Origin of the sequence: Ectobacillus funiculus, assembly GCF_004138295.1 — a bacterium.
GTDB lineage: Bacteria > Bacillota > Bacilli > Bacillales > Bacillaceae_G > Ectobacillus > Ectobacillus funiculus.
In genome coordinates, this window is the sequence record NZ_SCFM01000002.1 from 248,592 (window position 1) to 263,861 (window position 15,270).

Genomic DNA, 15,270 nt, shown 5'->3' on the forward strand with positions numbered 1-15,270 from the left:
ATGCAAAATACAATTGCAAAATCACGTTGGTATCGTTTGATTCCAGTCGTTTTTATCACATACAGCTTAGCTTATCTAGACCGTGCAAATTACGGCTTTGGAGCTGCGGCTGGTTTGGCGAAGGATTTGCATATTACGGCTTCTATGTCCTCGCTCCTTGGATCGTTATTTTTCTTAGGTTACTTCTTTTTCCAAATTCCCGGCGCTCATTATGCAGAAAATAAAAGCGCAAAAAAGCTGGTTTTCTGGTCTTTACTTCTTTGGGGTGGTTTGGCTACTGCAACTGGCATGATCAGTGACGTGAAATGGCTTATGGTTATCCGTTTTGCATTAGGTGTTGTGGAAAGTGCTGTTATGCCTTCAATGCTTGTATTCCTAAGCCATTGGTTTACGAAAGCAGAGCGATCTCGCGCAAATACATTTTTAATTTTGGGAAATCCGGTAACAGTATTATGGATGTCTATTGTATCAGGCTATTTAGTTGAGTCTGTAGGATGGAGATGGATGTTTATCCTTGAGGGACTGCCAGCTGTACTTTGGGCATTCATTTGGTGGAAAGTTGTAAATGATAAGCCGAAGGAAGCGAAATGGTTAACAGATAGAGAAAAACAACAGCTGCAGGAGCAAATGGAGCAAGAACAACAAGGCTTAAAACCTGTAAAAAACTATATGGAAGCATTTAAGTCAAAAACAGTTATTTTGCTCAGTTTGCAATATGCGTTATGGAGCATCGGTGTATATGGATTCGTGATGTGGCTGCCTTCTATTATTAAAGCAGCGCCTGATATGGATATTGTGAAAACCGGCTGGCTCTCATCAGTACCGTACCTATTAGCAGTTATTTTAATGTTAGTAAGCTCTCATTTTTCTGATAAAACATTAAATCGTTCCGGTTTTGTTTGGACATTCCTTTTCATTGGTGCTTTGGCATTTTCGGCATCGTATCTTGTTGGAACAAGTAACTTCTGGCTGTCTTTCATTCTTCTTGTTATTGCAGGCGGAGCTATGTATGCGCCATACGGACCATTCTTTGCGATTATTCCAGAGATTCTGCCGCGTAATGTAGCAGGTGGAGCGATGGCTTTAATTAATAGTATGGGAGCTTTAGGATCGTTTGCAGGATCATATATTGTAGGATATTTAAATGGAGCAACAGGCGGATTTGGTGCCTCTTATATGTTTATGGCAGCTTCCTTATTCCTTTCATCCCTCTTAACCATTATTGCAGTAAAAGGATCTGGTGCAGCAAAAGCGAAAAAAACAACAGAAAAAAGTGCTTGATGAACCGGCATTCACCAAGCACCAAAATAAATAAAACATTACCTAACTAGTATTATACTACAAAGTATTGACTATGGCATAGAAGTATCTTCACATCTTTGAGCATCTATGGCAGATGTTCAAAGATGTGTCTAGTCTATATGATTGCTCTACACCCAAGTAACACCGCAAGTAAATAGAAATTTAGCTAAGGGGGAGAATCGATGCCTATCCATGAAATAAAGAAGCGGAAAATTGTTGCGGTAATTCGGAACACGACAATCGATACGATTATTCCCATTGCACAGGCATTACGCTTAGGAGGGGTAACGGCGCTTGAAATTACAATGGAAACACCAAACGCGCCACAAATCATTCAAAGGCTTCGGGCGGAGTGTGAGTCTGATGTTTTAATAGGGGCAGGTACTGTGTTAGATGCAGAAACAGCGAGAACGGCTATTTTATCAGGTGCACAATTTATTTTTTCTCCAACTGTAAATAAAGAAACTATTAGAATGGCAAAACGATATGGGGTGATAAGTGTTCCAGGTGCCATGACGCCAACTGAGATTCTCCAGGCTTATGAGGCAGGGGCGGATCTTATAAAGGTATTTCCTGCGCATGTTCTTGGACCAGGGTATTTCAAAACAGTGGCTGGGCCGCTTCCGCATATTCCGCTGATGCCGACAGGAGGTCTTCATCTAGGGAATGCTAAGGAGTATATGGAAGCTGGTGCTGTTGCAATTGGAGTAGGGAGTACTTTAGTGGCTGCGAAGCAGGAGGTAGATTCAGCGTCCTTGTTTCAGTTGACAGAAAGGGCTCGATGTTTTGTGGAACAAGTGGATGTTGCTAAACAAATGGTACAACGTTAAACCTGCTTCTCGTCCTAGGTAACTAGATAATGCCATATGTAACTGCTACAATGGTTATAGACAATATTTCAGTTAAGAGGAAGAGGTATATATGAAGACAGTAACAATGGCTGACGTAGCCAAGGAGGCAGGGGTTTCTAAAAGTACAGTGTCTCAATTTTTAAATGAGCGTTATGAATATATGGGTGAGGAAACGAAAGAGAAAATCAAACGCGCGATAGAGCAATTAGGCTATCGTCCGAATTATGTGGCGAGAAGCTTAAAGCAAAAACGGACATATATGATGGGGATTATTGTCGCTAATATTATGCATCGTGTATCTACTGAAATAAGCAGAGCTATTGAGGATTATTGCCATGAGCACGATATGCATGCGATTGTTTGTAATGCCGATGATGATCCTCACAAGGAAAAGAAATACATTGAAATGCTGCGGGCAAGGCAAGTGGACGGACTTATTATTTTTCCGACCGGCGGAAATACAAAGCTGTATACAGAGATGGAGCAAGAACGCTATCCGGTTGTATTTGTGGATCGGAAAATAGAGGGTGTTCATATTGACACGGTTGTAGTGAATAATAGGGAGGCAACCTGCGAGGCAGTCTCACATTTGCTTGAGAATGGACATCAGAATATAGCAATTGTCACTCCGCCATTAACAACCCATCCTCGTAAAGAGCGCTTAGCGGGTTACAAGCAAGCTTTGGAGCAGCACGGTATTGCTTTAAACGAAAACTATATGAAATCCGTGGAAATTTCAGCTATTTCTTATGAGCTGGAAAATATGTTTTCTCTTTCAGAAAAGCCCACAGCTTTAGTGGCAGCAAATGATTTATCGTTTTTTGAGGTAATGTCATTCATTAAGAGGAAACAAATTCGCATTCCTGAGGAGCTGGCAGTCATTGTATTTGACAATATCCCATTTGCCGATATTTCTACACCGACAATTACAACGATTGCTCAACCGGCATATGAAATTGGGAAACGAGCCTCAGAATTGCTTACTCGGCAGATTAAGCAAGAAGCAATGGAGTCTGAACTCTATACATTTCCGTGCGAGTTAATTATACGTGAATCTTCTGCAGGCAGGCCGTAGCCGACCTGACAGAAGGGACGTATTTCTTTTTCAGACTTTACTAAATCGGTTTATTAAGGGGGATTAGCATGAAAATACAATTGGCACTTGACCGGATGACAGTAGAAGAAGCAATTGAAATGACAAGACAAGTAGAAGATTATGTGGATTGGGTTGAAGTAGGAACATCGTTAATTAAAGAATTTGGTACTAGCAGCATTCGAGCTTTGAAAGAAGCTTTCCCGAATAAAATAATAGTTGCAGATATCAAAACCATTGATAATGCGAAATACGAGTTTCAATTATGCTTTGAAGCAGGAGCTGATCTGGCAACGGTTATGGGGGTTGCGCCGCCTGTTACGATTGAAACATGCTTACACATGGCTGCCCAGTACGATAAAAGAGTAATGGTTGATTTATTGAATACAAATGAGGAACATATACAACAATTACGGCAGTACGATGCAGCAATTTTCTGCGCACATGTTAGCAAGGATCAGCAAGAAATCGCGGGAAAGCAAACAAGCACGCATGCAGGCATCCCAAAAAGCCTATCTGCAGAATGGGCTGTTGCCGGCGGTATTTCACTCGAGTCACTTGATATACTGACAAAATTGTCACCAACAGTGGTCATTATTGGCTCTGCTATTACGAAGGCTGCCAATCCGAAAGCAGCAGCAAAGCAAATAAAAGAATATATTTTATCGATAGAGGAGAGAGCACATGCATAATGATATCAAAAGCATTTTAAGAGAAATTCAAGAGGTTCTAGGTTTAGTAGACACGAATGCGATTGAAGAGGTAAGCCGAGCGCTGCAAACACCAACACGTATTTTTGTTATAGGGGAAGGTCGTTCCGGGTTGATGGCTAAATCCTTTGCAATGCGCCTTATGCATTTGGGAGCATATGTCTTTGTGATGGGAGAAACCATTACTCCTGCCATTAGAGAGGGAGATATCCTGATTGCTGTATCAGGGTCGGGGAAAACAAAAAATGTGTCTTGGGCCGCGGAAAAAGCAAAAGAATGCGGCTGTCGTGTAATTGCATTTACAACAAATTTGGAGTCAGAGCTAGCTTCTTATGCATCCCTATCTGTCCACGTACCGGCTGCTACGAAATATCGTCGTCAGGATGAAATGAAAAGTGTTCAGCCGCTAGGGTCATTATTTGATCAATGCATGCATCTTATCTTTGATACAATCTGCCTGCGCTATGCTGCGCTACAGCAGATTGGGCATAGTGATGCTTTTCGTATGCATAGTAATGTAGAATAGTGATGTCCATACTAAGCTGTACATGAATTGCGGTTAGGTTACGACCTAACCGCTTTTGTGTGTTCTTGCTATGGATGGAGAGCTATATGTTAACCGGTATATATAAAAGCCACAAGAGACACTTACTAATATAATTTTTGTATTCATGAATGCAAATAGTTGCTTTCCTCTTCAGCAAGTGGCAAACTTAAGAAAATAAAGGAATTCATAGAAAAGGACATACAGGTGACTAATATGATTGAGATAAAGACTTCTGAACTTAGCGATGGGGATTTTAATAGAGGAGTATTTGCGACGCGCGATATAAAAAAAGGTGAGCTTCTCCATGAAGCACCCGTTATTGCTTATCCGAATAAAGAGCATGTTTTTATAGAGAAAACCATCCTTGCCGATTATGCATTTGAATACGGTAAAAACCATACGGCGATCCTTTTAGGATATGGCATGCTGTTTAATCATTCATACACGCCTAATGCTGTGTATGATATTAACTTTGATAATCATACATTTGATTTCTATGCCTATACAGATATAAAAGCAGGGGAAGAGATACTCATTAACTACAATGGTGAGGTCGATAATGACGATCCGCTATGGTTTAATAGTGAAGAGAAGGATGGTGGCGAAGAAGAGAGGAATTGACAGTTTGAAAATTGATCAATGACTTTCTTGTGGCTCCCTTTGCCTGTTAAAAAATTTATACGGTAGTCTACATAAATCTAAGCCTTGAATAAAGTAATTCAAGGCTTAGATTTTATCAGGTAAATGTAGATTAGCCCCTACAGCCAAATCCTATGGAATTTTCATTCATAGATACATAATTCTGTCAAACTTATCACATAATACAAGCGTTGCAAAAGAAAAGGAGGTTTTTTTATATGGAACAGCGTACAAATCCAGACAATCGTGCCGATAATGCGGCTCATCTTGCGCAGCATATTCAGAACACAGAAGGGAATATTGAAAAAGCGAAAGAAACAATGAGCAACACTGAAAGCCCAACGATCAAAGCGCAAATCCAAGCGAAGAACGAGCGCAGGGAAGCAGCGATTGAAGGCATGAAACATGAATTGGAAGACGAAAGACAACATTAAGACTCCTTTACCAGGAGTCTTTTTTTGCACTGTAAGAAAGTATAAATTTCTAACTGGAAGACAATTCGACGTAGCGAGAAATTTTAGGAATACAGTATAAGTGCAACTACGTCTCTGCCTTCGCCCAAAGGCAGGGCTCGCCAATCGATGAGTTTTCTTTAAAGGTTATTTATGCCCTGGATCCACCGAGCTGACGAACTCCTTCTTATTGTGACAGGAAAAACAAAGGAGTTCTCCTTGCTTTAGAATGACTCCATTTAAAAAACCAGCCATACAGTAAATATTCTTTTTGCAGCATTTGCATGTCCCGACAAGCTCTTTCATTCTCTGCCCTCCTTTGAATACAAATTAAAAGGATGCTGCGTCTTTTTGGGTTACATCTAAAATTTCGCCCATTTAACTTAAGGAGTGTATCAATTGCATATTTTTTCGGTGTTGATGGCAATATAAAATGGAATGAATTCTTGGAGGTATAAATGATGTCTGATAATAATCAACGCTTAAACAATAGTGTAGAAAACAAAACGAAGATTTTTAAAAATGGAGTACAATCGGGAACCAATTATGTCCAAACCGCTATTGAAAATGCGGTTGAACCAACTCGAGATGCAACGCAAAATTTGGTAAATAACGTAATGAAGGAACACCAAAATGAGGATGAGCAGTGACTGCATTGAAGCAAATCACTAGCTGACTCAACATGGTCAAAGTCCGCCAAATGAGAGGTGGGCTTTTTTCTTTACACTGTAAGAAAGTATAAATTTCTAGCTAGAAGCGAATTCGACGTAGTCGGAAATTTTAGGAACACAGTATAAGTAGGGCTACGCCACTGTCTTCGCCTAAGGGCAGGGCTCGCCAACCGGCGAAGGGATCCACGCTGTTCCTTTATTATGTGTGTTTATAAAATTCTATTAATTTCTGAATAGAACTAATTACTTCTCCGACTTGAAATGTAAATAATGACAATGCTGATAAGGAAAAGAAAATAACGGGGATTAGTCGAAACTAATTCATTATATTCCCTCCGTTTTAAAGAATTTAACAAGAATAATACTACTAATTAAGAAGTTTATCAAACTTAAAGCTTCCCCGAACAGAACAAAGGCTTACTTAATGAAGGAAATGAGATGGATTACATCGAAAAAATAAAATAACAGATTAAAGTGGTTTGGTTTGAGAAACATGTTGCTGAAATAGCTGAAGAAGCAGGATCGCAGGTCATTAATTGGGTGGAGTTGCCCATGATTGGGTAGCTAGCCAGGAGGAGGGACTTATACATGTATAATTTAGCACTGGAAGCTGCAGGGTTTCTTATTTTAGGGGGAATTGTTTACAACCTGTCTAAGAATAATTCGGCAAAACAGAAAAATAAAGAAGTGGAACGTATTAAAACTGCAGCAGCCAATTACTCTATTGGCACAGCTAAGAATAGCTCAACTCACCAAGAGAGAATGGGTGTTCTTTTGTTTCATCCTTCTCTGTACACAGTAGACGATTATGACAGCGATGATTGTCATCATAAACAGCATTAACGTAATTTCTCATGTCTGATAAACCACGTTATATCAAGGTTTTACAAGGTTCACCACTTATTGGCTTTTACTCTAATTCACGCTATTTCATAGTAGTGTGTGGTCAAAGCCTACCAGTTAGGGGTGGGCTTTTTTCTGTTTCATTGTTTTCTCAAAGTGTTCAATCGTTCTTTGCTGCATATCCAGAAGCGCGCGACTGTAGGTAGCGCACCCTTTCTTTAATGGTACTTAGTTTACTTTTTCCATAATAATGAAACTTTATTCAACGTTAGATGTCTTCTACAGGCAGGTTGATAGAGCATGCAGTGAGTGTGTAGCATAAAAAATGGCAAACTGCTCGGTAATCCCGAATAGTTCGCCAAGGCAAAATAGGTGCAGGTTTCCTGGCTGTTAAAGAAGAGGACTGGTAGTTGGTAAGTAATGTGCACACAATACCAGATCAGTATGCAAAGGTACGAAAAAAACGTTTTGGAGTAAAGGAGAGCCAATGACCCTCTCTGGAAATGACGTAACGAGTCAAATAAATAAGTTAGTAATATGTGAGATGGATAGAAGGGTCAGGAAAATGATGTACAGGAGGATAATAATGTATGAGCTGTGGTAATGGCTGGAGCGGTATAGGATGATGAAGCAATGGTAGCTGGTGAAGTCCATGAAGTGTCTGCTGTATAGAAGTATAGGTGAGGATTCCGCCGATTCCGATGGGTCCGCTTCCAACGGGTCCGATGGGTGTGATGGGCGCGATGGGTCCGACGATTCCGACGGGTCCAACGATAGAGAATTGTCGATGGATTGTCATAATAACTTGTTTCTCTCCCTTTTTAGAGTGGTTAGTTTTCTCTTACATGTTATGTCTCTATACGCAACTGAGAGCTTATCTTATTTGCTCAGATTATTAATGGCTATATTTAATCAAGGCCTCATTTTACAAGTAATAAACAATTAGAAAAAATCAGTAGCAACACAACGTGGACTTTGCGTATTATCATTGGTACTATCGTGGTTGGACTAATCGGCTTACTTATGAAAGGAGGGATAAAGATATTAGACATCTTATGACACCTTCTATCACTACTTAGGCTTTCCTTACATATAATAATAGGACAAACTGATAGTGTTAGGAGGAGAGTGATATATGGAAGAAAATCAATGTACAAAAGAAGAGCTGAAACAGTTTAAGGAAGAACAACGGGACCTATACCGAGATGTCCGTGCTTTAGAAACAAGAATACTTCTTGATGAAAAAGACATCAATGAAATTAAGGAAGATTTGCAAGGAATCAAAAGTAATACTACTTGGATTCTGCGTGTTATCATAGGTGCCGTTATTACGTATATCTTATCAGTTTTATTTCGAGGAGGGCTGTAAGGTTACTTCATATTAGATAGACGAGCCTATATGGTCGATTGATTCATGTTTGCAATAGAAAATAGTGAGCTAAATAAGGAATTTTACTATGAAGCTCACAAAAGAGAATATTGGAAAACGCTTGAGCAACTGGAAAACATGGGTTGCTCTTTTTACGTTGGTTGGATTGGTGCTGTAGATGTTTGGACTTGTTGGGTGCGAAGGTACTCTCGGCAAAATTCAAGAGATTGTATATACAGCGGACGTGTTACTGGGTGTTTGGTCAGACCATGAGGTGAATGTTTTAGGTGGTAAGTATAGAGGCACTGAGCAAATTATTGGAATGTAGTAGTGAAAGTGAAGGTTTAACAAAGTCTGAATTCAGAAGCGAAAGGGCCCGTCAAAGCGTTTGTAATCAAAAATGTTGAAACAGGACTATTTGTAATAGCATATAGGTAAAGTGAAGGAATATTTCACTAGGCAGATAGAGGATGCTCTACAATACAAAACGTTTATGCAGGCAAATGAAGTTGCTTTCTGAAATTTGGACTATACAGAAAAGTAGCTCATCGTTAATGCTGAAATCGGTGTAAGGTTTGCAAAATATATCATCAACAAGGACGGGAGTCGATTTGATGAGAAACAGGTTTCTCCTTACTGATCTGTCGTTTTTGTTAGGGCATAAACTGATTGTCCTATCTGCGCGAATAATGGGGTATCACGATAAAGCAGCAGAATTAAAGGAAGCTCAAGCACATTGGCTAAAAAATGATGGTTTTATTTAAAAACATCATTTGGAAAGGAGTTGTAATGGATGTTTAGTTTAGAAACGATGAATAAAATCAGAGCACTTGCAGAGAGCGGAGATAGAGAAGCGATTGAACAGTTTTTGCAATCTGAAGAAGCTGTAGAATTTCAGAGAGCGGTTGGAAACGCATGGAACGCCATCGAAGGAATGTTTTCTGTATATGCTGACTTTGCATCTTCTTTTTTTCGTGAAAATGAGAATTTTCGAAAATTCATTGCAGAATTGAATAAAAAGGCAGACTGAAATACAACCCAAAAGTTATTTGTTCATAATTGCTAATCTAATATAGTCCAAGATTGAGAGCGTGAGGGCACTGATTCAGGGAGCATATTTGCTCTTTGTTTCGGTGTCCTCTTTTGTTTTAGAAAGGGGATGATAGAATAAACTTCGTGCAGTTAATTCGTGATCCAGAGCAAATCCAACAACTCAATGATATGCGGAAGTTTATTCAGTCTAGCGTGATTTCTTTCCTCACAAAACGTTGCTGTGACGCGAATGTATAAAATGCTATATAGAAGATAAAAAAACAGCGAGAAAGAAGTTCTTTGCTGTTATGTACTTTATTTAGGAATTGAAGTATTAGGGAGAACAGCAGAGGTGTTTGTCGTTATTTTGCTCCTGTTTGGGATAGCAGGAAACTTTTTAATTTTCGTTTCAGGTAATGTTGGTCTTCATAATTTGCAGCCATTTTTAAATGAAAGATTATTTTTTGAAAATAAACTGGAGGTAAAGCGCCTAAGGGCAGACTTTACAATGTCATTGCAAATATCAACGATTGGCATAGAATTGTGGTCAAAGGTCTCTTCTAGACTAAAAACGCAATTACTCATGTCTAAAAAAACGCGGTATATCAAGGCTTTTCTATTGAAAAATAGTAAGGAATGCTTTAAAATGTATACAACTAAATTGTATAACCTCATAGATATGGTATGAGGGTCTCTACCAGGAACCGTAAAATCCTGATTACAAATAAGTGTATTTTTTACATTTATTTGTAATCAGGATTTTTTTGTACTTTAAGAAAGGGAAAATTTCCATCTAGAAGCGAATTCGACGTAGCAGGAAATTTTAGGGGCAAAATGTAATTGAAACTACACTTCTGTCTTCGGCTAATGGATCGCTAATCAGCAAGTTTTCCTTATTAATTAGGCTGGTAGAACAATTTGAAAAAAATTAGTAAAGGAGTAATTTCATAATGGTGGATTTTTCAATATTAGAAAGAAGAATTTTGGTAGCGGGTAAAAAGATCCCTGCAGATGTGGTTATCAAGCAGGGTAAGATTTTAAATGTGTTCACAGGAGAATTTATGGAAGGCGATATTGCTATAGTTGATGGAATGATTGCAGGAATCGGTTCATATGCCGGCAATGAAGTCATTGATGCGAAAGGTAAGATCATCGTTCCTGGGTTTATTGATGGCCACGTTCATATTGAAAGCTCGATGCTGCTTCCTCGGGAATTTGCAAAAGTTGTTCTTCAGCACGGGGTAACTACAGTCGTTACTGATCCTCATGAAATTGCGAATGTAGCGGGAACGGAGGGAATTCAATACATGCTTGATGATTCTAAAGATTTACCTTTAGATATCTTTGTAATGTTGCCTTCCTGTGTTCCAGCAACTCCCTTCGAAACTAATGGTGCAAGGCTCGATGCTGAACAGTTACTCCCTTTCATGACTCATCCGCAAGTTCTAGGACTTGCGGAAGTTATGGATTTTCCTTCTGTAGCGTCTGCGAATAAGAGCATGGTAGATAAATTAGCTGCGACTCAATCGTATGGCGGTGTAATCGATGGGCATGCAGCCGGGATTGGCAGAGAAGATTTGAACATTTACATGTCGGCAGGAATTAGAACGGATCATGAAAGTGTAAATAGCAAAGAAGCAAAAGACCGTTTAGATATAGGGATGTATCTTATGATTAGAGAGGGGACTGTAGCAAAAGACTTAGAAGAGCTAATGCCCGTGATTACAGTTCAAAATTCTAGAAGGTGCTTGTTTGTTACTGATGATAAACTTTTAGATGATTTAATTGAAGAAGGAAGCGTAGATCACATCGTAAGACTTGCCATTCAGAAGGGATTAAATCCTATTCTTGCAATACAAATGGTGACTTTGAATACAGCAGAGTGTTTCGGTCTTCGTAATTTAGGGGCAGTTGCACCTGGGTATCAGGCGGATTTTCTGCTTCTTGATGATTTAGAAAGTGTAGCTATTCATCAAGTTTATAAAAAAGGAAAATGCATTGTTGATAAAGGTCAGATAAACCATGCGGAATTTCCAAAGGTTCAAAATCCAAGCGCTTCACTTCCCAAGCTACATTCAAAAAAAGTGACATTGAAAGATATAGAAATTCCGTTATGTTCAAGCACTTGTAATATCATTGAAATTATTCCTAATAGTTTGAGGACCCATCATCGAAGAGAATCCGTAAAAGTACAGGATGGAGTTTTTTGTCCTTCTACTGAAAACGACCTGCTAAAATTAGCAGTAATTGAAAGACATAAAGCTACAGGAAATGTTGGTTTAGGGATTGTAAAAGGGTTTCAGCTGCAAAAAGGTGCAATTGCCAGTACAGTAGCCCATGATTCACATAATATTGTAGTGGTCGGTGCATCTGATCAAGAAATGCTTGTAGCGGTTGAACATGTAATTAAAACAAATGGGGGATTAGTTGTTGTTGATGGAAAAGAGGTTTTGGCTGCCCTTGACCTTCCAGTCGCGGGATTAATGTCGGAGGATACATCCGAGGCTGTTTATCAAGCGTTAAAAACATTGAATAGCGCTCTTACTAATATTGGTTCGCCAAAAACCTTTAATCCTTTTTTGATGCTATCATTTTTGACACTTACAGTAATACCGGAATTGAAATTAACAGATAAAGGGTTGTTTGCATTCAATTCCTTTTCGCATATTGATGTCTCTGTAAAAGAGTAATGCAACAAAAGTCCCATTTCTCAATTTTAATGCTGAGAAATGGGACTTTTATTACATTTTAAGAAGGATACATTTCCCGCTAGAAGCAAACTCGAAGCAGCGGGAAATTTTAACAAAGCTAAACAAGTATTGGTGAAGAAGTCCGATAACAATAGATAATGGGTATGTATCGTTTTGTTCTGATGCTGTCTCATTACATTTCCTCTCGTAAAATGGGGAGTGTACAACAACGGAACGAGCCTCCAGATTTAATGATCTCTGTAATGTCTACCTCAATCACTTGATATCCACGGTTTTGAAGCTGCTTGTTCACCTTTTCGTTAATGGGCAGGCTCAACACTTTTTGATTGCCGATTGACAGCACATTTGTACCTAATGTGAATTGTTCTTCTTCAGTTACTTCAATTAAGTCATAACGGGATGCTAATAAATCTGCTTCGTTTTTATTAATGACCCCAGGGAAAATTAATGCTTCAGTTGGTGATAAAATATTGAATACACAATCTAAATGTAAATATTTCTCAGTGAAAGGGATAGGAATTACCTCGTATTCAGGTAACAATGTTTGCAAATGATGGATAGCCTTTTTATTGGTTCGGTTACTTACTCCCGCATAGATAGTATTACGATCGATGAGGACATCACCACCCTCGATATGATCCCTTTTTAAGTTATCAAAGACGATTTGTTCTTTTTCCAGCCATTGTTTCAAGAATTGTTCTTCACCTTGTCTAATATTGCTTGCCATTTCAGCGACAAATACCTTTTGTCCAATTGTAAATCCGATATCGCGAGTAAATACCTGTTCTGGATATCTTTTGTGGGAAGGGAGAAGAATAACCTCAACTCCATGATCACGCAATGTTTGAACAAATTGTTTATGTTGCTTCATAGCAAGCTCGATATGAATGTTCTCATTTTTAAAATGTTTCTGGGTTTCATTTATCACTTCCCGTATTGTCATATATTGAGGCTGACATAAAATTACTTTGATCAGTCTGTCATACTCGCTAGAGCAAGACACTTTGAAAGCTGATTCTGGAATTACCGGCATAATAAGTCCTCCTGAAAATGCTTTTACTCATACTATTCCCAACGATATATACAGAATAACCATAGGTGATTTTGAAATTTATGCCTGTTCAATAATATTGAAATAATGTAATGTGTATAGGAAACAAATATAATAAACGAGGAGTTCCTAGACTTTAAAGGCATGAACTGCCTAACGTTTAATGAAGTACCAAAAGAAGGCGAGCACAAATGATATACTTGCCTTCTTTTTATAGCACGACAATGCGTATTAGATAGTACTTATCGAATATTCAGGGCTTAAGTCAAAGCAGGCATTCTTAGCAACCATCTTAGCTTAGAGGTCGCTTTATCGATAAAAAATGCGGCTTTAATCACAGTAATAGTTAAAGTTGAGAATAAGCTGAAAAGAATATTCAAAGTATATCCCCCCACATTGAAGTATAGTGTTACAGAATAACACTATACTTATTGTTTGTCTAAAAAGCATATTTATGTAGTGGTAAATTTTAATAAAGAAAACTCGCCGATTGGCGAGCTCTGCTCTTGGGCGAAGACAGAGGCGTAGTTGCCCTTATACTGTATTCCTAAAATTTTCAACTACGTCGAATTCACCTTCTAGCTGGAAATTTATACTTTCCTACAGTGTAAAATCCATAGAAAGTCACTATACCTATTACAAACAACATGCTACAAGTCGACTGTAACGTATCTAATGAGAAATATTCTAAGTTACGAATGGGCAAATCACCACGTTTTCTGTTGCTCGTTACCGTATCATTCGCATACGAGTAAAAGACAAAGGTTCAATTCCTGATAGAGCTTCTGATGGCGGTGTTTGAAGAGGAGACTAGAAAATATTTTTCAGGAAATGGATAGCTCTCATTTTATACAATTATTGGTCCCCTGTAGGCTGTAACTTTAATGCTTGATCAGCCATATCCGTATCTACTTGCACCTGCTTAGACGTATCAAGAGGAAAATAATACCCTTTATTCACCATATAATCGGAAATTTGCTTATGAAAGTTAATGCAATCCTCTAAATGCTGAGTTAATGTACTCCGTATCTCAGGAGTAGCTGTTTCCGTAATAGCTAAGGCATACTGTTTAATTGCAGACTTTGCCGCCATTTGCATATCCGTTGCAATGACTTGGTCTGTTAATGAACTCATTCCAGATAACTTTCCAATAAAAGGATTCATTGTACAAGTCTCCCATTTGTTAAGTGGTTTTTTAGATCCGTAGCATGCCGGGTAGACATATCAACATCATCTTGCATCATTTTCTTTAGCTGTTCGTCTGTTACTAATTTTTGCATAGCAGATGACTTTGTTACACATAAACTTTTAAATACTAGCAGTTCATGTAGCTCTAATAATTCGTGTACACCCAACTGTTCACGCATTTATTTCACCTCAAACTTCTTTTGTTTACATAATATTATTGCTGTAAAGCTTCAGCGGCATATGAAATATCCTTTTGCAGCTGCTGGGGGATATTGTAAGCATCATAAATCCCTCTATTCTGAAGAAAGCCATAAATTTGCTCATGCTGCGTAATCGCTTTTTGTAACTCTTTATGATAAAACGTATGTATCTCGGGGGATGAAGCCTCTGTAATCGCAGCAGCAAAATCCTTAATCGCAGCCTTTGTTTCAAACAGCATATCCGTTGCAATGACATGGTCTATAAAGCTTAATTGTTTTTTATTCATTATCGTACGTTCTCCTTATTGCTTCATTTGCGTAGCTGCAGTACTAAGAAATGTTTTCATCTCGCTAATTGTTTCCGTTCCTTGGCGAATTCCTTGCTCAATAAGCATCTTTAGCTCTACATTTTCTGTTTGCTGTAATCGTGATTTTGCTTCTACTAAACAAGCCACCTTAAAATTAAGAATCTCACGCATATCTGTAATCTCGTGCACACCGAAATGTTGGCTCTCCATTATTATCTCTCCTTTACTTGCCGCACAGCATGGAGGTAGTTTTTGTTAAGGGAAAGGGAAATATTCTCACACTTTAAGAAAGTATAACTTTTC

21 protein-coding genes and 1 riboswitch are annotated in these 15,270 nt (G+C 38.6%); of the genes, 14 read left to right on the forward strand and 7 right to left on the reverse strand.

Annotation, left to right across the window (positions count from 1 at the left end):
- The 7 genes from EP737_RS01320 to EP737_RS01350 all read left to right on the forward strand — a co-directional run bounded on the left by EP737_RS01320 (position 1) and on the right by EP737_RS01350 (position 5,576).
- The gene (locus EP737_RS01320; protein ID WP_129726121.1) at positions 1-1,281 is read left to right on the forward strand and encodes an MFS transporter; all 1,281 of its coding nucleotides are present in this window, start codon (positions 1-3) and stop codon (positions 1,279-1,281) included.
- A gap of 203 nt (positions 1,282-1,484) precedes the next feature.
- Entirely contained in the window at positions 1,485-2,132 is a 648-nt protein-coding gene (locus EP737_RS01325) for a bifunctional 4-hydroxy-2-oxoglutarate aldolase/2-dehydro-3-deoxy-phosphogluconate aldolase (RefSeq protein WP_129726122.1), read from the forward strand.
- A 91-nt stretch (positions 2,133-2,223) separates the two neighbouring features.
- On the forward strand, positions 2,224-3,228 hold the full coding sequence (locus EP737_RS01330; RefSeq protein ID WP_129726123.1) for a LacI family DNA-binding transcriptional regulator: 1,005 nt from the start codon (positions 2,224-2,226) through the stop codon (positions 3,226-3,228).
- A 68-nt stretch (positions 3,229-3,296) separates the two neighbouring features.
- Positions 3,297-3,938, forward strand: a complete 642-nt coding sequence (gene hxlA / locus EP737_RS01335) for a 3-hexulose-6-phosphate synthase (RefSeq protein WP_129726124.1) — start codon at positions 3,297-3,299, stop codon at positions 3,936-3,938.
- On the forward strand, positions 3,931-4,482 hold the full coding sequence (gene hxlB / locus EP737_RS01340) for a 6-phospho-3-hexuloisomerase (RefSeq protein ID WP_129726125.1): 552 nt from the start codon (positions 3,931-3,933) through the stop codon (positions 4,480-4,482). The genes hxlA and hxlB overlap by 8 nt, the downstream gene beginning before the upstream one ends.
- A gap of 234 nt (positions 4,483-4,716) precedes the next feature.
- Complete coding sequence (locus EP737_RS01345; RefSeq protein ID WP_129726126.1) at positions 4,717-5,124, forward strand: SET domain-containing protein; 408 nt, start codon at positions 4,717-4,719, stop codon at positions 5,122-5,124.
- Between the two features lie 236 nt (positions 5,125-5,360).
- On the forward strand, positions 5,361-5,576 hold the full coding sequence (locus EP737_RS01350; protein ID WP_129726127.1) for a small acid-soluble spore protein Tlp: 216 nt from the start codon (positions 5,361-5,363) through the stop codon (positions 5,574-5,576).
- A gap of 165 nt (positions 5,577-5,741) precedes the next feature.
- Here the strand turns inward: EP737_RS01350 and EP737_RS25300 are convergent, their stop codons facing one another.
- A complete protein-coding gene (locus EP737_RS25300; RefSeq protein WP_165350648.1) occupies positions 5,742-5,900 on the reverse strand; it encodes a hypothetical protein in 159 nt (52 codons plus the stop codon).
- Positions 5,901-6,055: 155 nt separating this feature from the next.
- On the opposite strand from EP737_RS25300, the gene EP737_RS01355 reads away from it, so the two are divergent.
- Entirely contained in the window at positions 6,056-6,244 is a 189-nt protein-coding gene (locus tag EP737_RS01355; RefSeq protein ID WP_129726128.1) for a hypothetical protein, read from the forward strand.
- A gap of 609 nt (positions 6,245-6,853) precedes the next feature.
- On the forward strand, positions 6,854-7,108 hold the full coding sequence (locus EP737_RS01360; protein WP_129726129.1) for a hypothetical protein: 255 nt from the start codon (positions 6,854-6,856) through the stop codon (positions 7,106-7,108).
- Positions 7,109-7,637: 529 nt separating this feature from the next.
- Here the strand turns inward: EP737_RS01360 and EP737_RS25305 are convergent.
- Complete coding sequence (locus tag EP737_RS25305) at positions 7,638-7,907, reverse strand: hypothetical protein (protein WP_165350650.1); 270 nt, start codon at positions 7,905-7,907, stop codon at positions 7,638-7,640.
- 336 nt (positions 7,908-8,243) lie between these two features.
- Here EP737_RS25305 and EP737_RS01370 point away from each other — a divergent pair, with 336 nt between their 5' ends.
- The 5 genes from EP737_RS01370 (at position 8,244) to ade (ending at position 12,199) form a co-directional block, all read left to right on the forward strand.
- Positions 8,244-8,477: a hemolysin XhlA family protein gene (locus tag EP737_RS01370; protein WP_129726130.1), complete on the forward strand. Its 234-nt coding sequence runs from the start codon at positions 8,244-8,246 to the stop codon at positions 8,475-8,477.
- A gap of 178 nt (positions 8,478-8,655) precedes the next feature.
- Positions 8,656-8,805 (forward strand): hypothetical protein, encoded by a 150-nt coding sequence (locus EP737_RS26140; RefSeq protein ID WP_246040135.1) that lies wholly within the window; start codon positions 8,656-8,658, stop codon positions 8,803-8,805.
- Between the two features lie 286 nt (positions 8,806-9,091).
- Entirely contained in the window at positions 9,092-9,241 is a 150-nt protein-coding gene (locus EP737_RS25310; RefSeq protein ID WP_165350651.1) for a hypothetical protein, read from the forward strand.
- 29 nt (positions 9,242-9,270) lie between these two features.
- Positions 9,271-9,507: a hypothetical protein gene (locus tag EP737_RS01380; RefSeq protein WP_129726131.1), complete on the forward strand. Its 237-nt coding sequence runs from the start codon at positions 9,271-9,273 to the stop codon at positions 9,505-9,507.
- Between the two features lie 643 nt (positions 9,508-10,150).
- Positions 10,151-10,250, forward strand: a riboswitch (purine riboswitch).
- A 209-nt stretch (positions 10,251-10,459) separates the two neighbouring features.
- On the forward strand, positions 10,460-12,199 hold the full coding sequence (gene ade, locus EP737_RS01385) for an adenine deaminase (protein ID WP_205650850.1): 1,740 nt from the start codon (positions 10,460-10,462) through the stop codon (positions 12,197-12,199).
- Positions 12,200-12,392: 193 nt separating this feature from the next.
- Here the strand turns inward: ade and EP737_RS01390 are convergent, their stop codons facing one another.
- The 5 genes from EP737_RS01390 to EP737_RS01410 all read right to left on the reverse strand — a co-directional run bounded on the left by EP737_RS01390 (position 12,393) and on the right by EP737_RS01410 (position 15,177).
- Positions 12,393-13,253 (reverse strand): dimethylarginine dimethylaminohydrolase family protein, encoded by an 861-nt coding sequence (locus EP737_RS01390; protein ID WP_129726133.1) that lies wholly within the window; start codon positions 13,251-13,253, stop codon positions 12,393-12,395.
- Positions 13,254-14,126: 873 nt separating this feature from the next.
- Positions 14,127-14,435, reverse strand: a complete 309-nt coding sequence (locus EP737_RS01395) for a spore coat protein (RefSeq protein WP_129726134.1) — start codon at positions 14,433-14,435, stop codon at positions 14,127-14,129.
- Positions 14,432-14,638: a hypothetical protein gene (locus tag EP737_RS01400; RefSeq protein WP_129726135.1), complete on the reverse strand. Its 207-nt coding sequence runs from the start codon at positions 14,636-14,638 to the stop codon at positions 14,432-14,434. The genes EP737_RS01395 and EP737_RS01400 overlap by 4 nt, the downstream gene beginning before the upstream one ends.
- 35 nt (positions 14,639-14,673) lie before the next feature.
- Positions 14,674-14,946 carry a spore coat protein gene (locus EP737_RS01405; RefSeq protein WP_129726136.1) on the reverse strand — a complete coding sequence of 91 codons (273 nt, stop codon included), beginning with the start codon at positions 14,944-14,946 and terminating at the stop codon, positions 14,674-14,676.
- A 15-nt stretch (positions 14,947-14,961) separates the two neighbouring features.
- Entirely contained in the window at positions 14,962-15,177 is a 216-nt protein-coding gene (locus tag EP737_RS01410) for a hypothetical protein (RefSeq protein ID WP_129726137.1), read from the reverse strand.
- Between the last annotated feature and the right edge of the window lie 93 nt (positions 15,178-15,270).